Below are 17,310 nucleotides of genomic sequence, written 5' to 3' on the forward strand. Positions count from 1 at the left end.
GGTTAGTCCGGCTTCGAGTCGCGAGTCCTGGAGAGCAGCTCCGCGGCCTGCCGACGGTGTCTGCGTCCGAGGGTGGTGTCGTCGACGAGTTCGCCGAGGACCGTCCGCGCTCGCCGCGGATCGATTCCCGAGAGTGACCGTGCGGCCTCCACGCGCTGGGCGGCCTGCGTCGCGGGGTCCCGGGCGATCTTCTCGTGCAGTGCGGTGGCCGTGTCGTGGTCGGCGTCGTGCAGCAGCCATCCCACGGTGATGCGATGGCCGACGGGCAAGGTGGTGTCGTCGGCGAGGGCGCGCAGTAGTTCCGCCTGGCCGGACTGCCCGTCGAGCATCCGCAGCACGATCGCCGCCCGCATCCGTTCCGGAAGCAGCACACCGGAGTCGCGGGCGAGTTCGTGCAGTTGCCGGAGGCCGGCTGCCATATCGAGTTCGGTCAGAGCCAGTGCCGCTCCCAACCTGCTGGGCGGCGTGGCGCCGCCTGGCGCGTCCTCGGCGAGATCGCCGAGGAATCGGGTGGGTTCCCCCGGTGCAAGTCCGCCGAGCGTGATGGCCGCGACCGTGCGGGCGTAGTTGTCCGCAGTGGGGTCCGCGGCGAGTTCCCGGAGGGCTTCGGTTTCGAGCGTCGTGTCGATGTTGCTCACCACCGCGATCAAGCGCAAGCGCGCGAATCCGTCCAGCGACCGGTCGCGGCTGAGCCCGCCGATCAGCTTCACCGAGTCCTTGATCACGCCCTCGGGCAGTGAAGTTCCCGAACGGGCCTGCTTGACCAGGAACTCGTGGCCTGCGAGGCCCGCACGACCCGAGGTGATCAGGGTCAGGAACTCGGTCTTGAGCGGGTGGTCGTCCGGCGTGATGTCCAGGAGGAAACCGCCGAACGGGTCGTGGTCGGGCGGTGCCCAGCGTTTGCCGAACGGCCGCCGTGGCCGGGCCGAACGCAGGAACGTCTCCCGGAAGACGACCCGGAGTCTCTTCTCGTCGCCGACGGCATGGCGGGCGGCGAAGTACTCCAGGAAGGTCTGGTGGGTGAAGACCAGGTCGTCCGAGCGCCGGGTCAGCAGTCCGGTGCCGCACAGGACCGACTCCAGGAACTCCCGCCAGCGCCTTTCCGGCACCGCCGCCGGCCGTTCCGCGCACTCGTGATCCTGCACGGCGTCGAGGGCGGGCCGGCCTTCGTGTTCGACGGCGAAGAGCAGCCGGTGGGCCAGGTCGGCGAGGATCGGCCGGAGGTTCTGGACGGTCCGTTCCGCCCCGGCCTCGGCGTCGGAGCCGTACTGTCGCAGGGCGGCCCGGGCCTGTTCCACGGCGCCGGCGGCGTACTGGCGCTCGCGCAGCAGATCCACGAAGCCGCGGTAGATCGCGCCCCGCCCGCGAGGGAGCGGCTCTGTCGGGGCGTTGGCGTGGAGCTGGCAGAGCATGGACATGGTGAGCGGGACCCGGGCGAGATCGATCAGCCCCATCGCGTGGAGCGTGCGGAGGAACTTCTGTGCGGTCTGCTCGGGTTCGGTGACATCGAGGGCGCGGAACCAGCCGGTCGCGACGTGTTCCAGCTCGTCGGTGCGGAACGGTTCCAGTTCGTAGCGCGGGACCTGCGGGTCGAGGATGCCCTGTTCGGCCTCGCGCACGGGGCGGGTGGCCACGACGAACGCGTACTGGTCGCCGGCGTGGGCCACGGTCCTGAGGACGTCCTCCCGGCCGGAGACGCTCGTGATCTCGTCGAGGCCGTCGACCAGCACCAGCCAGCCGTGCCCCGGGGCCGGACGGTCTTCGAAGAAGGTGTCGGGCAAGGGGGACGTGAGGCCGTACCGGTGGAGTTGGGCGTTGACGGTGCCGGCGAGGGCTCTGCTGAGGGGAGCGCCGACCAGGGCGGCGGCCGGCACCAGGACCGGCGCGGGGCCCGGGTCGGCGGTGCCGTCGAGCCACCGGGTGGCGCCGTGGGTGAGGCGGGTGCGCAGCAGGCTGGACTTGCCGCCGCCCGGTCCTCCGACGACCAGACAGGCCCCGTCCCCGGTCAGGACCTCGTCGGCCGGCTGGGGCGGGGAGGCGGGGAGCAGCCCGCTCGCCATGAGTCCGGCGTTCCCGGCGCTCTCCTCGGCGGGCGAGTTCCGGCTCACGACCTGCTGGCGCACGTAGATGTGGGACAGCGGCGGCATGGTGCCTGGCACGACCCCGGGGTACGGGTGCTCGGTGGCGGCGAGCCGGGCGGCACGCAGATAGCGTTCCAGATCCGTGCCGACCTGGCTCAGCCGGGGACGGCCGTCGCCGTGGCGCTCCAGCACGTCGGCGAAACCGGGGTCGTCCACGAACGACCGGGCCGGACACGCGTGCAGCCGGCGGTTCCGGAACGCCTCGTCGTCGTGGATGACGACCCCGACGAGATGGTCCCGGCAGAAGACCGCGCTGCCGGAGGCGCCGGCCCAGGCCCGGCCGCCGCTCCTGGAATCCGCTTCCGGTGCGGGGCCCTGGTCGAGGACGTACCGGTCCTGGTCGCCGCTGCCCCCGCCCAGCACGGGCAGCTCTCCCCGCAGGTGCTCGACGCCGTACTGTCCGTCGCTCGTCGTCGCGGCCGGGAAGCCGAGCGCGTCGTAGGGGAGGGGGTCGTTGCCTACCGGGTGGCCCCAGCGCACCGCGCCCGGTGCCTCGACGGACTCGTCGAGCAGGAGCAGGGCGACATCGCGACCGTCGGAGTGGGTCCAGCAGACATGTGCCGTGCAGCGCCGTGTGTCGTCCTGGGGGTGTCCCACGCGTACGTCGATGCGCGGCCAGGCGGCTCCCGGGTGCTCCTCGACGACGTGCCGGGCGGTCAGTACCAGGCGCGGTGCGATCAGGTACCCGCTGCCGATGCGCCGGAACCCGGCGTCCGCTCCGGCCCTGACCAGGGTGAGGCGTCGGCGGTCCACCTCAGCCCTCGTCGTCCCATGAGCCGGACCGCGACCCGGCGATCTCGGGGCTGCCGCCACCCGTCGCCCGGTCCCTGACCCGGAGCTTCAACGTCAGCTTGTGCGACCGGGCCGACGAGTGTCCGGCGCCCGCGCCGGCCGTGGCCACCCCGAACTGGAGTCTCCCTTCGCCCTTGACGTCGTCGCGCAGTTCCAGCAGCAACTCCAGCTGGGCTTCCTGGATCTCGAAGGCGAACTGTTCGTGCGTGCCTCGGTCCTGGGCCTCGTACAGCTCCTGCCGCAACTCCTCGATGGCTGCCGCCAACCCGATCGTCGCCATGGCAACTCCCCCTGAATGCACGCCTCGTACCCGGAAGTGTGCCCTCACCCTGTCAGGGACCGCTGAAACTGGCCAACTTCCGTGCCCCGGCCGCCTTCCGACCAGGGATTGTTGACAATTCTGGCGGCAACTCATCGACTTCACAGGGAGTCTTCAGAAACCGCTGCTGCACTCATGCCCGCACGAGCCGCCCAGAGAAGAGACGGAAGTGAAGCGAGTGAAGCGCAGAACTGTGGTCATGGGGCTCACCGCGGTCGCCGCGGTTCCGGCGGTCGGGTTCGGTTCCGGCGTCGCGCAGGCCGCGAGCCGGGCGGGGAGTACGGGCACGGACGCCTCCCTGGTCTTCGACCCCAGCACCTACACCGAGCTGACCACCAGCATCACCGACACCGAGGGCACCGCCCACGAGGTGACGTACCACTTCTACAAGGTCGCCAGTTATGTGGCGAACCCGGTGGACCCCACCTACCAGGGGCTCAACGTCAGCGTTCCGGTGACGGTCGACGGGACGGCCGTCGACGCCACCGACGCGCCGATCCTGTTCGCCAACTCGGTGGGCGGTTACATGCCCTCCTCGGTGGCGAGTGCGACCGGTATCGGGGCCGGTGGGGGCGCGGGCGGCCCCGGGGGACCGGGCGGGCCGGGCGGACCCGGCGGGCCCGGCGGCGGGGACAGCGGGCCGAGCCGGACGCTGCTGGCGCTGCTCGCCGGGTATGTCGTCGTCGAGCCGGGCGCCCGCGGTCGTACCCTCGTCGACTCGTCCGGTGTGTACTACGGCACCGCGCCCGCGGCCATCGTCGACCTCAAGGCGGCCGTGCGGTACGTGAAGTTCAACCGGGGGCGGATACCGGGGAACGTGGAGCGGATCGTCTCGTCCGGTACGAGTGCCGGTGGCGCCCTCTCCGCGCTGCTCGGTGCCTCCGGCGACAGCCCGCTCTACGCGAAGGAGCTGGCCGAGCTGGGCGCGGCCGAGGCGAGCGACGCGGTCTTCGCGAGCGGTGACTGGTGCCCGATCACCGACCTGGAGCACGCCGACGCGTCGTACGAGTGGTGCTGGGGCGGCAACCCGCTCGCCGACGGCTCGACCGTGGACGCGGCCGTCTCCGCCGACCTGAAGGCGGAGTTCGCCGACTACCTGGCCTCGCTGCGGCTGAGCGCGCCCGGCTTCGGGCGGCTGACCGACCGCAACCTGGACGAGTACCTGGTGAAGACCCACCTGGAGCCGTCCGCCACCAGCTACCTCGCCGCCCTCTCGGACACGGACCGCGCCACCTACCTGGCCGCGAACACGTTCATCGCCTGGGACGGCACGAACGCCACCTTCTCCTGGGCGGACTTCCTCACCCATGTCGGCGCCCGGAAGAAGAGCGCGCCGTCGTTCGACGCGTTCGATCTGTCGACGCCCGAGTGCAACGAGTTCGGCACCGGCACCACCGCCGCCCGCCACTTCACGCTCTACAGCCTGCGGCACGCGGAGGGTCCGAGCGCCCGGCTCGACAGCGACATCCCCGAGCGGCTGCACCAGATGAACCCGATGTTCCACCTGGTGGAGCAGGTGAACCCGCACCGGGCCAGGCACTGGTGGATCCGGCTCGGCACGAAGGACAGCGACACCTCGCTGACCGTCTCCGCCACCCTCGCCGCCCGGCTGAAGAACCTCGGCGACGACGTGGACATCACCTACTACTGGGACGCCGGGCACGGCGCCGACAACGACCCCGGGGACTTCATCACGTGGATCGCGCAGGTCTCGGGTCACCGGCCCGCGAGCCGTCGGCGCTGAAACCCAGGTAGGTGGCCAGGAAGCCGACGGCGTAGCCGGTCAGCAGGCCGCCCGCGTAGACCGCCGCCGCCAGGGCCGGGCCCCTGTTCCCCGTCAGCAGGGGGAACAGGGCCCAGCCCGAGGGGCCGATGGCGGTGGCCCCGACACGGTCGCCCAGTACGGCGAAGAAGCCGACGAAGGCCCCGCCCGCCGCGCCGCCCGCGCAGGCGGTGAGGAAGGGGCGACCGAGGGGGAGGGAGACGCCGTAGATCAGGGGTTCGCCGACACCCAGCAGACCGGCCGGGAGGGCGGACCTGATGGTCGTACGGAGTGAGGTGTCGTGGCGGAGGCGGACGTACACGGCCAGCGCGGCGCCCACCTGGCCGGCGCCGGCCATGGCCAGGAGGGGGAGCAGGACGGTGTAGCCCTGCTGCTGGATGAGGGTGGTGTGGATGGGGATCAGGGCCTGGTGGAGGCCCAGCATCACGAGGGGGAGGAAGAGGCCGCCGAGGATCAGTCCGGCGAGGGGGCCGGTGGTGGCGAGGAGCCAGTCGGCGGCGGTGCCGATGGCGGAGGAGACGACCCCGGCGGCGTACATGAGGCCGTACAGGGTGGCCAGTCCGGCGACGAGGACGGTGACGGTGGGGGTGAGCAGAACGTCGAGGGCGTCGGGGACGCGGCCTCGGCACCACCGCTCGACGTGGACGGCGAGCAGGGCGGCGGCCAGCGCGCCCAGTACCCCGCCCTGCCCCGGCGCGAGCGCCACCCCGAAGGCGGTCACCTTCGCGACGCCCGGATAGACGACGATCGCCGCGACCGCACCGCCGAGGACGGGTGTCCCGCCGAACACCTTCGCCGTGTTGTATCCGACGAAGACGCTGATCAGGGCCATGAAGCCGGAGGCGATGGCGGCGACGGCGGGGGTGAGGGAGGGCAGCAGGCCGGCGTTGACGAGGAGCCCGTTGAGGCCGGCCAGCACCCCGCAGCCGATCAGGGCCGGGATGAGCGGCACGAAGACGTCGGCGATGCGGCGCAGGGCGGTCTTGAGGGGGGTCGCGTTCCGCCGCGCACGAACGGAACGCAACTCGGCTCCGCGCGCGGCGAGCTGTTCGGCTCCGTGTGCAGCGCGTTGCTCGGCTCCGTCGGTGGCGGGCTGCCCGGCTGAGTGGGGGGTGGTGGAGGGTCCGGCTCCGGGCTGTTCGGCTCCGTGGGTGGCGAACAGCCCGGCACCCTGGGCGGCGGGCTGTCCGGCCGGCGCCGCCCTCTCCGTCGTCAGCAACCGCTGGAACTCGGCGGTCACCGTCACCACCGCCCCCGGCCCGAGCACCACCTGGAGGCCGTCCCCGGCGGCCACCACTCCCAGCACCCCCGGCACCGCCCGCACCGCCTCCCCCTCCACGAGCGAGGGATCGCTCAGCCCCAGTCGCAACCGGGTCATGCAGTGGGCGACGGAGGTGATGTTCGCGGGGCCGCCGACGAGGGGCAGCAGTGCGGCGGCGGTGTCGTACGGCGATCTCTGCACACCCCGAGCGTGCGGGTCAGTCGGCCGCCGTGGCGAGCGCCGCGCGCAGACGGCCGCCGGACTCCTCCAGAAGGCGGGCGGCGGTGGGCCCCTCGACACCGGCCAGGATCACCAGGATGGCGTTCTTCACCTCGCCGCCGGTGGCCGTGAGCGCCTGCTCGATCTCCTCGTCCCCGGCCCCGGTCGCGAGCGCCACGATCCGTCTGGAACGGGCGCGCAGCTTCTCGTTCGAGGCCCGGACGTCGACCATCAGGTTCCCGTAGGTCTTGCCGAGCCGGATCATCGTGATCGTCGACAACATGTTGAGGACGAGCTTCTGGGCGGTGCCGGCCTTCAGGCGGGTGGAGCCGGTGAGCAACTCGGGGCCGACGACCACCTCGATGCCGTGCTCGGCGGCGGCCGCGAGCGCGCTGCCCGCGTTGCAGGAAAGACCGACGGTGAGCGCGCCGAGGGCGCGGGCGTGCTCGACGGCGCCGACGGCGTACGGGGTGCGGCCGGAAGCCGAGACACCGACGACGGAGTCGATGGCGGTGACCCCGAGGGCGTCGAGGTCCTTCCGGGCCAGCTCCGCCGAGTCCTCCGCGCCTTCCACGGACGTGACCACGGCCTCCGGCCCGCCCGCGATGACACCGACGACCTGACCCGGAGCGGTGTTGAAGGTGGGCGGGCACTCGGAGGCGTCGAGCACCCCCAGCCGCCCGGCGGTACCGGCACCGGCGTAGACGAGCCGCCCGCCCTGGGCCATCCGGGCGGCGACGGCATCGATGGCCCCGGAGATCTCCGGTAGCCGCAGCGCCACGGCGGCGGCCACCCCGGCGTCCTCGCCGTTCATGAGCCGCGCGATGTCGAGGGTGGAAAGGGTGTCGATCTCGGAGAGCTCCGGCCGAAAGGCCTCGGTGGTGAGCGTTTCGAGTTCGGTGCGCAGCGTGTGGTGTTCGGTGGTCATGTCGGAAACGGCCCTTTTCAGCGCGGACGAGTGCATCAACCCAGGGGCGCGGTGCTGTACCGATGTGCGGCTCCGCCGCGTGGGCGCGACAAGCCACTGCGAACCGGCACGTCCCCGCGACGATCAAGCCCTACGGTCTATCGAGGCACGTTACGGTGCCGATGGGCCAACGCCTCGTAAGACGCCGCCAGCGCCGGAGCCGCCGCCTCGTACGTCCGCTGGGCCACGCCCACGAACAGACAGTCCACCACCAGCAACTGACTGGTCCGCGAGGACATCGCGGCCGGCCGCAGCTCACTCTCCCGCGCGGTCGAGGTCGTCAGCACATGGTCGGCGTACTGCGTCACCGAGGAATTCGGCCGTCCGGTGATGGCAACGGTCGTGGCCCCCCGCTCGAACGCGACCCGCAGGGGCTCTATGACATCCCCGGTGGACCCGGAGTGCGTGATGGCGATGGCCACATCCCCGGCCCGCAACTGCACCGCGTTGGTGACCGCCAGATGCGGATCGCTGTGCGCGTGCGCTATCAGCCCTATCCGGAGCAGCTTCTGCGTGAGGTCCTGGGCGACCAGCCCGGACGCCCCGATGCCGTAGACGTCGGCCCGCCGGGCCCCGGCGAGCGCGCTCACCGCGGCCCCCAACTGCACGGTGTCCAGGCCGGCGGCCGTGTCGGCGAGGGTCTGCTGCTCGTCATAGGCGAGTTTCGCGACGACGTCGGCGATCGGGTCGTCGACGGCTATGTCGGTGGTGATCGCGGGCGCCCGCCCCGACTGCTGGTGTGCGGCGAGCCCGGCGAGGGCGAGCCGCAGATCGCGGTAGCCGGGGTAACCGAGCAGCCGGGCGGTGCGCACGACGGTCGCCTCGCTCGTGCCGGTGCGCTCCGCGAGCCCGGTGACCGTGAGGGCCGCGCAGCCGGCGGGGTCGCCCGCGACGGTTTCGGCGACGCGCTGCATGGAGCGGGTCATGGAGGGGGCGAGGGTACGCACCTTGGCCGTGAGGGCGGCCGGAGCCGGCGGTGCGCTCCCGGGGGCGGGGGGCCCGCCCTGACTGTTGCCGAAAATTTCCTTCACGTTCTCGGTCACCCTTGAAAGATATTTTCGTTTCGGGCACCCGGTCAAGACCGCGCACAATGGGTCCATGGACCCCGTAAGCCCCTTGGAACAGTCGCTGCACGCAGCCCGCGCCCTGGTGCTCGCCGACCTGATCGCGGGCGAGGTGGCCGAGGCCGACGTCGTGTCGCTGGTGGAGGACTCCGTCGTACAGCGTCGCTGGTGGGTCGAGCAGTGGCCGGACGGGGCGGAGTACGTGGCGGGGCTGGTCGCCCAGGACGTGCAGGACGCGCTGCTCGAGCGGTACGGCCGCTGGCCGCTGTGCCCGGTGTGCGGCACCGGCGACCCGCACGCCCTGGACGTCGAACCGGAGCTCGGCCCCGACCCGCACTGGGTGTGCCACAAGGCGGGCGTGAAGGTCGCCTCCGTCGGCTCCCTGGGCCGGGCGACGGGCGGGATGGCGTCCTCGTGACGGTGCTCTCATGACGGTGTACATCGACCCGCCCAACTGGCCGGGCCACGGCCGCATGTGGTCCCACCTGGTCAGCGATGTCTCCTACGCCGAACTGCACGTCTTCGCCGAGGGACTGGGCATCCCCCGGCGCGGCTTCGAACGCGACCACTACGACATCCCGTCCCACCGCTACCCGGACGCGGTACGGGCGGGCGCGGTGGAGGTCAGCAGCCGCGAGGTGGTGCGGCTGCTGCACGGGGCGGGGCTGCGCAGACGCAAGAGCGACGTGCCCCGGTAACGGCCTTCGCGCGTCGACTCGACGACGGCCCCTACCGCGCCGCCCGCAGTTCGAAGGCCAGCCCCTCCCCGTCCTCGCTCACCTTGGTGAAGCCGGCGCGGGCGATGACCGCCTGGGAGGGGATGTTGGCGGGTTCGACGGTGGCGAACAGGGAGCGTACGTCGGTGCGGGACAGGGCCCAGTCGGCCAGGGCGCGCAGCGCCTCCGTCGCGTAGCCGTGGCCGCGGGCGGGCTCGGTCAGGTCGTAGCCGATCTCCACCCGGCCCTCCTCGTCCGGCGCGGAGTGGAAGCCCATGCCGCCGACCGCGCGGCCGTCCTCCCGGCGAACCAGGGCGAAGACGCCGAACTCCGGCCGGTGCACGCCTCCTTCGTACGCCTTCAGCAGGAAGCCGGCGGCCTCCCGGGTGCCCTCGTAGGGGCCGCCCTCGGTCCACTCGAAGCCACCGTCGCCGCCGAGTCTCAGGTCACGGGCCTCGGCGGGGCGGATGCCGACGAGGTCGAGTCGGTCGGCGGGGATGACGAGGTTGTTGCGCCAGCGCCACTCGGTGACCGGGGCGCGGCCGGGCAGCTCGCCGCGGCCGGTGGCCCACAGCAGGGTCTCCCAGGGCGTCGGACCGGGCTGGACGTGCGGGAAGAGCAGGGTCAGGACGGACTCGGCCAGTTCGTCGGCCGGCCGGTAGGGGATTCCGAGGCCCGTCGCCATGTCGTGTGCGTGCAGCACCACTTCGGCGATGCCCATCGCGGCGAAGCCGACCCGGTCCGCGCTGCGGAAGGGGTACGGGTGAAAGGCGCGGACCTCGCGCGGGGTGGTCCGGACGGTGGCGGCGAGCAGGGCGCCGGTCGTCTCGATGACGTGCAGCAGGCCGGAGTTGTCGGTGCCGTCGTCGAGCTTGAGCTCGAAGGGCACGTACGCGTCCTGGGCCCGCCCGGCCAGGTTGGCGGCGTACGCGACGAGATCGTCGGCGACATGGACCGCCGTCTCGTGGCAGTTCCAGTCCAGGCCCCCCGCCTTCACCTCCGTCCAGTCCCGCGTCACCGCCGGCCGCAGCGCCGCGACACAGCCCGCGACGGCCTCTACTACCTGATCCCCGCCCATTTCACGCATGAGCCGCACCCTAGGACGCCGGATCCTCCGCGGTCGACAGCATTTCCAGCTCGGCGGCGAGGTTGTAGCGGGCGGTCGGTTCCCATTTCGCCCGGCCGTGCGGGGTTCTGAAGAGCCTTGGCAGGTCGAGGAGTTGGCGGAGGATCGCGGAACGGCCCTCGCGGAAGGCGTCGTTCGGGACGAAGTGGTACTCCTCGCGTACCTCGGCGGTGTAGGCGGCGTACGCGGCGGGCGGGGCGGCGAGGATCGCCAGGTCGGCGTCGCACAGGACCTCGCCGTTGCGGTCGCCGGGGGCCGGGTCGTGGGTGACGGTGAGCCGGACCAGGCGGGCGACCTCGGCGGTCCCGGCCTCGGAGACCCCGGCCTCGGGGAGGGCGCGTTCGGCGAGGCGGGCCGAGCGCTCCTCGTTCTCCGACCGCTCCGGCAGATACACCGCGTCGTGGAACCAGGCGGCGAGCCGCACCAGATCGGGGTCGTGCGCGTACTCCTCCAGTACGTCGACGTGGTCGAGGACCGCCGTGAGGTGGGTCAGCGTGTGGTACCGGCGCTGGGGCTCCTGCCAGCGGCGCAACAGCTCGTCGGCGTACGGGTCGGTGCCGGGGTGACAGGTGTCTTCGTCCCGCGCCCTCTGCACGGCGCGCCGCCAGCGGACGCGCAGTTCCTGGAGATCGGCCATGCGCCCATTCTCCCGCGCGCCACTGACATGCCCCTAGCGTGGAAGGCATGACTGCTGCTGCTGACGACGTACGTGATCCCTCGCTGCCCGGACGTCTGCTCGCCGTCGAGCGTGACGCGCTGATTCCGCTCCTGCGCTCCCGGCCGGACGCGGACTTCGCGCTGCCGGCCGCCGCGTGTCCGGGGTGGACGGTGCGCGACGTGCTCGCACACTGTTCGGCCGCGCTGATCCGGGTGGTGGAGGGCCGTTTCGAGAAGGGGGTGTTCTCGCCCGAGTCGAACGACCGGGACATCGCCGACCGCGCCGAGTGGACGCACGCCCGGGTCCTGGACGAGCTGGAACGCGGGATGACCGAGGCCGGGGAGGTGATCGCGGGGCGGGCCAACGGGGCCTGGGACGCGATCGCCTTCGGGGAGTGGGTGCACGCCGGTGACGTCCGTGACTCGCTCGGCGAGTCCGGGGCCTACACCGGCGCGGGCCGGTCGGACGCGCTCTCGCTGCTGGCCCGGGTCACCCGGGAGCGGGGGCGTCCGCGGTTGCACGCCGACGTGGACGACGTGGACGCGCCGCTGCAACTGGGAGCGCGGAGCGGTACGCGGACACCGGCCCGTTTCATCGGCGACTCGGCGACGCTCGTGCGGCTGTACACGGGGCGGGCGGTCGACGGGGCGTCGTACGAGCTGACGGGGGCGGCGGTGGAGGAGCTGAATCTGTACGGGTGAAGGAGCCGAATCTGTACGGGTGAGTGGCCGGGGGCGGTCTCGCGGCCGTATACGGCCCCCGCGTACCCTTGGATTGGACTAGACCTCCTGCGGTCGGCCGGTCAGCAGGTCTGCGGATCGGCCGGCCGCGCCAGGGGTACACGGGGAACACCACGGAAGGGGCCCTATGAGCACGCGTGCAGTCCTGGAGGTGATCGCCCTCGACGCCGAGGACGCGGTCGCCGCCCAGGCCGGAGGCGCGGACCGCCTCGAACTGGTCACCGACATGGCGGCCGACGGGCTGACCCCGCCGCCCCGGACCTTCACCGCGATCCGGGCCGCCGTCGACATCGACCTGCGCGTGATGCTGAGGCTGGCGGACGGGTTCGCGGCGGGGGACGTCGACCGTCTGGCCGGGGTGGCCGCGGAGTTGCGGGCGGCGGGGGCCGACCAGTTCGTGCTCGGGTTCCTCGGCGCGCACGGGGATGTGGACCTGGCGGCCGTGGAGCGCGTGGTGGCCGAGCTGGCGGGCTGCCGCTGGACCTTCCACCGGGCCATCGACCGTGCCGCCGACCGTGACGCGCTGCGCAAGCAGCTGGCCGACCTGCCGGGCCTGGACACCTACCTCACCGCGGGCGCGGCGACGGGCGTGGACGAGGGGCTGCCCACCCTGCTGGCCGAGGCGCGGCGCCGCGGCGAGCCGGGGTACGGGCAGACGCTTCTGGTGGGGGGAGGGCTGCGGCTCGACCATGTGCCGGGGCTGCGGGCGGCGGGGATCGACGCCTTTCACATCGGCGGCGCGGCCCGGCCGGGCGGCTGGGAAGGACCGGTCTCGGTGCCGGCCGTACGGGAGTGGCGGCGGGTCCTGGACGAAGGGTAGGCGCCCTCGGGGGAGGTTCACCGCGTTCATTTAAATGAACGCGGGGTTTTTCATATCGCTATGGCCTGTTATATTGAACGAATGGTTCACTCAAACGACTTCCGGGGCCGTTGATGGGCCCGCAGCCCGGGACCGGGCGACAGCCGGTGAGCAGTACGGCGGCCGCGGTCGGCGCGAAGATCCGGCTGCGCCGTCAGCAGCGCGGCATGAGCGCGGCGGAGATGGCCCGGCGCGCCGGACTGAGCAAGGCCACCCTGTCCCAGCTGGAGGCCGGCCGGGGCAACCCGACCATCGACACCCTGGACGCCATCGCGATCGCACTGCGCATCCCGATCGCGGACCTGCTCGCACGCGACGCCGACACCGGCCCGGTCTACCGGGCGGGGACGGAAGCCGAACCCGGCGAGGTCACCCGCGAGTTGCTGCGCCGCATCAGCAGCGGCAACAGCCTGGAGATCTGGCGGCTGCGCATCCGGCCCGAGACCGAGCTGGCCGGTGTCCCGCACGCCACCGGCACGATCGAGCACCTGATCGTCGCCACCGGACACGTCACCGCCGGACCGGTCGACGCCCCCCACGACCTCGGCCCCGGCGACATGCTCGCCTTCGCCGGCGACGCCCCGCACTTCTACCGCACCGGCGCCGAGGCGGTGGACATCACCGTCGTCTTCGCCTCCCCCATCAGCGCCTGAGAACGGGAACACCCCTCATGAGCACCGTCACCACCACCGCCACCACCCCCTCCGGCCTGTCCTTCGTCAGCGACAACATGGCCGGCGCCTCGCCACGCATAGCCGGCGCCGTCGCCGACGCCGCCGCAGGTCAGGTGCTGCCCTACGGCAACGACCCCTTCACCGAGCGCGCCCGCGGCAGGCTCGCCGAGATCTTCGAACGGGACGTCGACGTCTTCCCCGTCTCCACCGGATCCGCCGCCAACGGCCTCGCCCTGGCCGCCCTCACCCCGCCGTGGGGCAGCGTCCTCGCCCATCAGGACAGCCACATCCATCACGACGAGTGCGGGGCACCCGAGTTCTTCACCGGCGGCGCCAAGCTCGTCCGACTCCCCGGTCTCGACAGCAAGATCGACCCCGAGGCACTCCGGACGGCGGTGCGCCGCCGCGCCGGCGACGTCCACAGCGTGCAGCCGTCCGCGGTGAGCATCAGCCAGGCCACCGAGAGCGGCAGCGTCCACACCGTCGAGGAGATCCGCCGACTGTCCTCGATCGCCAAGGACGCGGGCCTGCGCGTCCACATGGACGGCGCCCGCTTCGCCAACGCCCTGGTCCACCTCGACGCCAGCCCCGCCGAGATGACCTGGAAGGCGGGGGTCGACGTCCTGTCCTTCGGCGCCACCAAGAACGGCGCGATGACCGCCGACGCCATCGTCTCCTTCGATCCCGCCCTCGCCACGGAGCTGGCCTTCCGGGCCAAGCGCGGCGGTCAGCTCACCTCCAAGATGCGCTTCCAGACGGCCCAGCTCGACGCCTACCTCACCGACGACCTGTGGCTGGACAACGCCCGCCGGGCCAACGCCATGGCCACCCGTCTCGGCACCGGCCTCAAGGCCATCCCCGGCGTCGGCCTGCTGGCCGCCCCGCAGGCCAACATCCTTTTCTGCCGCCTGCCCCAGCACGTCACCGACGGCCTCCTCGCCGAGGGCTACGCCTTCTACCACGACCGCTGGGAACCGGGCATCGTCCGCTTCGTCACCGCCTTCTCCCACCAGGCCGACGACATCGACCAGCTCCTCGACGCGGTCCACCGCCACAGCGCCTGAACCCCACGAGGGCGTTGAGGACCAGGCCGAGCACGCCGAACCGGCCCTGCACGACCTAGCGTCACGCCTGCCGGACGGCGCCGCGCCACCGGGTCGCCCACCTCGTGTCGCGACCGTCTCCCGTCCCCTGCTCCATCCCGCTCTGCACAGCGGTACCGATGTCCCCGAAGGTCGGTGCCGGCGGGCCGGGACCCTCTGCGTCAGGTCAGCTGGGGCGGCAGCGGTGCCGTGTGCGTCACGATCAGGCCGGAGACGGCCCGGGTGAGGGCGACGTAGAGGCGGCGCAGGCCGGTGCGTTCGTCCGGTTCGCCGTCGACGACCGCCTGCGGCTCGTCCAGGACCACGTAGTCGTACTCCAGGCCCTTCGCCAGTGACGCCGGGACCAGGGTGAGACGGGTCTCGGCCGTCGTCTCCTCGCCGGGGGCGAGGTATCCGATGCCCGCCGCCGTCAGGGCTTCCGCGAGCGCGGGTACGCGCGCGTCCGCCGCGATCAGACCCGTCGACCCCTCGTTGCGCAGCAACTCCTCGCAGGCTGCCACTACTTCGGCGGTGCCGGTGATCGACCGCACCGCGAAGAAGCCCGGGTTCTCACGGACCGACGCCACCGGGGCGAGGCCGGGGGCGATGTGCGGGAGGAGCCGGGAGGCGTAGGTGATGACGTCCGTCGGGACGCGGAAACCCGCCGTCAGTTCCTCGATCACGCCGTCCGACTTGCCGAGGTGGGACAGGGCCTCGTCCCAACTCCGGGTCGCCCAGGGCGTGGTGCCCTGCGCCAGGTCGCCGAGGACGGTCGCCGAGCCGGTGGTGCAGCGGCGGCCGACCGCGCGGTACTGCATGGGGGACAGGTCCTGCGCCTCGTCCAGGACCACATGGCCGAGGGAGTGCGTCCGCTGGACGAGATCCGTCGTCTCGTCGATCAGCACGGCGTCCGCGGCCGACCACTTGGCCGACTTGACGCTGCGCACCGGCTTCGCCCAGACGATCGTCTTCTGCTCGTCGTCGGTGAGGATCCCCTCCGCGTGCACGGCGAGGAAGTCCGCGTCCGTGAGCAGGCGCAGCACGAGTCTCGCCGGGTCGACCGGCGGCCACATCTGCTTGACGGCCGCCTTCACCGCCGCGTTGCGGGCCACCGAGTCCTGCACGCGGTCGTCGGGAGCCTCGCCCGAGCGTTCCATCTGGACCAGCACGGCGTGTGCGATGCGCTGCGGCAGGGCCTCGCGCGCGGCGCCGTACCGGATGCCGCGGTCCAGCAACTCCCCGACGATGGCCTCCAGCTCGTACGCCGGGACCCGCCAGCGCCGGGAGCCGCGGACCACCACGACCGGTTCGCCGGGCATCCTGACGTGCGCGTACACGGCCCTGCGCAGCACCTCCGCCATCCGGGCGTCGCCCTTGATGACGGCGGCGGCCGCGGTGTCCGTGCCGCGCACCTCGATGCCGTTCGCCACCAGGTCGTCCACCGTGGCCTGCTGCACCGTCAGCTCGCCCAGCGCCGGGAGCACCTGCTCGATGTAGTGCAGAAAGGAGCGGTTCGGACCGATGACCAGGGTGCCGGTGCGAGCGAGGCGCTCGCGGTGGGCGTACAGGAGATACGCGACCCGGTGCAGGCCGACGGCGGTCTTCCCGGTCCCCGGCCCGCCCTGTACGCACACCGTGCCGCCGAGCCCGCTGCGGACGATCTCGTCCTGCTCGGGCTGGATGGTCGCGACGATGTCGCGCATCGGGCCGACACGCGGGCGCTCGATCTCCTGCTGGAGCAGCTTGCTGGTCCGGGCCGCCTCGGCCGGGTCGGACAGGTGCTCGTCCTCGTACGCCGTGATGTCGCCGCGCGTGTACCCGAAGCGGCGGCGCAGCGCGATGTCCATCGGGTCCTTCTTGGACGCGCGGTAGAACGGCTGCGAGACCGGTGCCCGCCAGTCGATGACCATCGGATCGCCGTCGTGGTCGTGCACATGCCGGCGCCCGATGTAGAAGCGTTCGCCGTACGCGCCCTCGGCCTGGTCGGCGCCGGGGGCGTGCAGGTAGTCGAGGCGGCCGAAGAAGAGAGGCGTGTCGCTGAGGTCGGCCAGCGCCTTGATGCGCTCGTCGATCTGGCGGGCGAGCACCTCGGCGTTCACCCAGTTCGCGGTGACGTTACTGATGTCCAGCGACTCGACGTCCTCCCGCATGGCCCGCAGAGCGGCCCGGGAGCCGGCGAGGTGGGCGCGCTCGCGGGAGAGCAGGTCGATGGCGGGTTCGGTGGAGAGCAGGTCGATGGCGGGTTCGGTGCGTGGACCGGCTTCGGGGTCGGCGGGCGAGTCGGTGAGGGGGTCGTGGGCGGGCGTGGACAAGGGGGTGCCTCCGAAGGCCTGCGAGTGGGTGGCGCACAGGTGTGAGTGGCGCACAGGTGGCGATCAGCCGACCGGTTTCCGTCCGGGCGGCAGCACTCCGGGGAAGGAGGCGGGCAAGAGCGGAGATTGTAGTGAGGTGAGGACGGGGGAGGCCAATGGATTTCCTGCGGGGCGCCGAGCGGGGTGGGCCCATCCCCTAGGGGGTGTGTCCCTCGTGGGGTGGGGCGGAGGTGGGGGGTGGGGTCCATCGGCGGGTGGACTGGCGGAAGCCGGAAATTGGACCCGTGGACCGATGCCGTACTTGTGCCCGAAGTACCACCATTGAGGCATGAGCGCAGCAACCATCCATCCAGCCCCCTCCGGTCCGCCGGGCGCCACCGCCCTGGACGGAGTCCCGCACCCCCACCACCGTCTGGGCGACGCCCTGCGTGCCGTCAAGGTCTTCGTCGGCGCGGCGTTCCGCGTCGTCATACTCGGCGAATACGGCGAGGAAGCAGGCATACTCCGTAAGTGACGGCATAGTGTCACCTCCGTGCCGAACCGGACGGTGACGTCATCCCCCCTGCTCTCCCTCTCCCGCTCACTCCCTCTCCTGGC

General features: G+C 72.2%; 16 protein-coding genes. 8 read left to right on the forward strand and 8 right to left on the reverse strand.

The window, feature by feature from the left end; translation table 11 throughout:
• Positions 1–2: 2 nt before the first annotated feature.
• Together AB0N16_RS23420 and AB0N16_RS23425 are read right to left on the reverse strand one after the other, a co-directional pair.
• The gene (locus tag AB0N16_RS23420) at positions 3–2,894 is read right to left on the reverse strand and encodes a trypsin-like peptidase domain-containing protein (RefSeq protein WP_365799636.1); all 2,892 of its coding nucleotides are present in this window, start codon (positions 2,892–2,894) and stop codon (positions 3–5) included.
• A gap of 1 nt (position 2,895) precedes the next feature.
• On the reverse strand, positions 2,896–3,213 hold the full coding sequence (locus AB0N16_RS23425) for a trypco2 family protein (protein ID WP_365799638.1): 318 nt from the start codon (positions 3,211–3,213) through the stop codon (positions 2,896–2,898).
• Positions 3,214–3,451: 238 nt separating this feature from the next.
• On the opposite strand from AB0N16_RS23425, the gene AB0N16_RS23430 reads away from it, so the two are divergent.
• On the forward strand, positions 3,452–4,996 hold the full coding sequence (locus AB0N16_RS23430; protein ID WP_365800003.1) for a subtype B tannase: 1,545 nt from the start codon (positions 3,452–3,454) through the stop codon (positions 4,994–4,996).
• Here AB0N16_RS23430 and AB0N16_RS23435 read toward each other — a convergent pair.
• The 3 genes from AB0N16_RS23435 to AB0N16_RS23445 form a co-directional block, all read right to left on the reverse strand.
• Positions 4,944–6,497, reverse strand: a complete 1,554-nt coding sequence (locus AB0N16_RS23435; RefSeq protein WP_365799640.1) for a PTS transporter subunit EIIC — start codon at positions 6,495–6,497, stop codon at positions 4,944–4,946. The two genes, AB0N16_RS23430 and AB0N16_RS23435, sit on opposite strands and share 53 nt — an antisense overlap.
• A gap of 16 nt (positions 6,498–6,513) precedes the next feature.
• Positions 6,514–7,443, reverse strand: a complete 930-nt coding sequence (gene murQ / locus AB0N16_RS23440; RefSeq protein WP_365799642.1) for an N-acetylmuramic acid 6-phosphate etherase — start codon at positions 7,441–7,443, stop codon at positions 6,514–6,516.
• Positions 7,444–7,580: 137 nt separating this feature from the next.
• Positions 7,581–8,525 (reverse strand): MurR/RpiR family transcriptional regulator, encoded by a 945-nt coding sequence (locus AB0N16_RS23445; protein WP_365799644.1) that lies wholly within the window; start codon positions 8,523–8,525, stop codon positions 7,581–7,583.
• 55 nt (positions 8,526–8,580) lie between these two features.
• On the opposite strand from AB0N16_RS23445, the gene AB0N16_RS23450 reads away from it, so the two are divergent.
• Both AB0N16_RS23450 and AB0N16_RS23455 read left to right on the forward strand, forming a co-directional pair.
• On the forward strand, positions 8,581–8,964 hold the full coding sequence (locus tag AB0N16_RS23450; RefSeq protein WP_365799646.1) for a hypothetical protein: 384 nt from the start codon (positions 8,581–8,583) through the stop codon (positions 8,962–8,964).
• 10 nt (positions 8,965–8,974) lie between these two features.
• Entirely contained in the window at positions 8,975–9,244 is a 270-nt protein-coding gene (locus tag AB0N16_RS23455) for a DUF4031 domain-containing protein (RefSeq protein WP_365799648.1), read from the forward strand.
• 31 nt (positions 9,245–9,275) lie between these two features.
• Here AB0N16_RS23455 and AB0N16_RS23460 read toward each other — a convergent pair whose 3' ends face one another.
• On the reverse strand, positions 9,276–10,349 hold the full coding sequence (locus AB0N16_RS23460) for a GNAT family N-acetyltransferase (RefSeq protein ID WP_365799650.1): 1,074 nt from the start codon (positions 10,347–10,349) through the stop codon (positions 9,276–9,278).
• Between the two features lie 10 nt (positions 10,350–10,359).
• Positions 10,360–11,025, reverse strand: a complete 666-nt coding sequence (locus AB0N16_RS23465) for a hypothetical protein (protein WP_365799652.1) — start codon at positions 11,023–11,025, stop codon at positions 10,360–10,362.
• Between the two features lie 47 nt (positions 11,026–11,072).
• Here AB0N16_RS23465 and AB0N16_RS23470 point away from each other — a divergent pair, with 47 nt between their 5' ends.
• The 4 genes from AB0N16_RS23470 (at position 11,073) to AB0N16_RS23485 (ending at position 14,383) form a co-directional block, all read left to right on the forward strand.
• The gene (locus AB0N16_RS23470) at positions 11,073–11,747 is read left to right on the forward strand and encodes a maleylpyruvate isomerase family mycothiol-dependent enzyme (RefSeq protein WP_365799654.1); all 675 of its coding nucleotides are present in this window, start codon (positions 11,073–11,075) and stop codon (positions 11,745–11,747) included.
• 166 nt (positions 11,748–11,913) lie between these two features.
• Positions 11,914–12,606: a copper homeostasis protein CutC gene (locus tag AB0N16_RS23475; protein WP_365799656.1), complete on the forward strand. Its 693-nt coding sequence runs from the start codon at positions 11,914–11,916 to the stop codon at positions 12,604–12,606.
• A gap of 146 nt (positions 12,607–12,752) precedes the next feature.
• Positions 12,753–13,298: an XRE family transcriptional regulator gene (locus tag AB0N16_RS23480; protein ID WP_365799658.1), complete on the forward strand. Its 546-nt coding sequence runs from the start codon at positions 12,753–12,755 to the stop codon at positions 13,296–13,298.
• A 17-nt stretch (positions 13,299–13,315) separates the two neighbouring features.
• On the forward strand, positions 13,316–14,383 hold the full coding sequence (locus AB0N16_RS23485) for a low specificity L-threonine aldolase (protein WP_365799660.1): 1,068 nt from the start codon (positions 13,316–13,318) through the stop codon (positions 14,381–14,383).
• A gap of 200 nt (positions 14,384–14,583) precedes the next feature.
• Here AB0N16_RS23485 and AB0N16_RS23490 read toward each other — a convergent pair whose 3' ends face one another.
• Positions 14,584–16,551: a UvrD-helicase domain-containing protein gene (locus AB0N16_RS23490; protein WP_365800005.1), complete on the reverse strand. Its 1,968-nt coding sequence runs from the start codon at positions 16,549–16,551 to the stop codon at positions 14,584–14,586.
• Between the two features lie 490 nt (positions 16,552–17,041).
• Here AB0N16_RS23490 and AB0N16_RS23495 point away from each other — a divergent pair, with 490 nt between their 5' ends.
• The gene (locus AB0N16_RS23495) at positions 17,042–17,227 is read left to right on the forward strand and encodes a hypothetical protein (RefSeq protein ID WP_365799662.1); all 186 of its coding nucleotides are present in this window, start codon (positions 17,042–17,044) and stop codon (positions 17,225–17,227) included.
• The last annotated feature ends 83 nt before the right edge of the window (positions 17,228–17,310 follow it).

It is taken from the genome of Streptomyces sp. NPDC051105, assembly GCF_040682795.1.
In the GTDB taxonomy this organism is placed as follows: Bacteria; Actinomycetota; Actinomycetes; order Streptomycetales; family Streptomycetaceae; genus Streptomyces.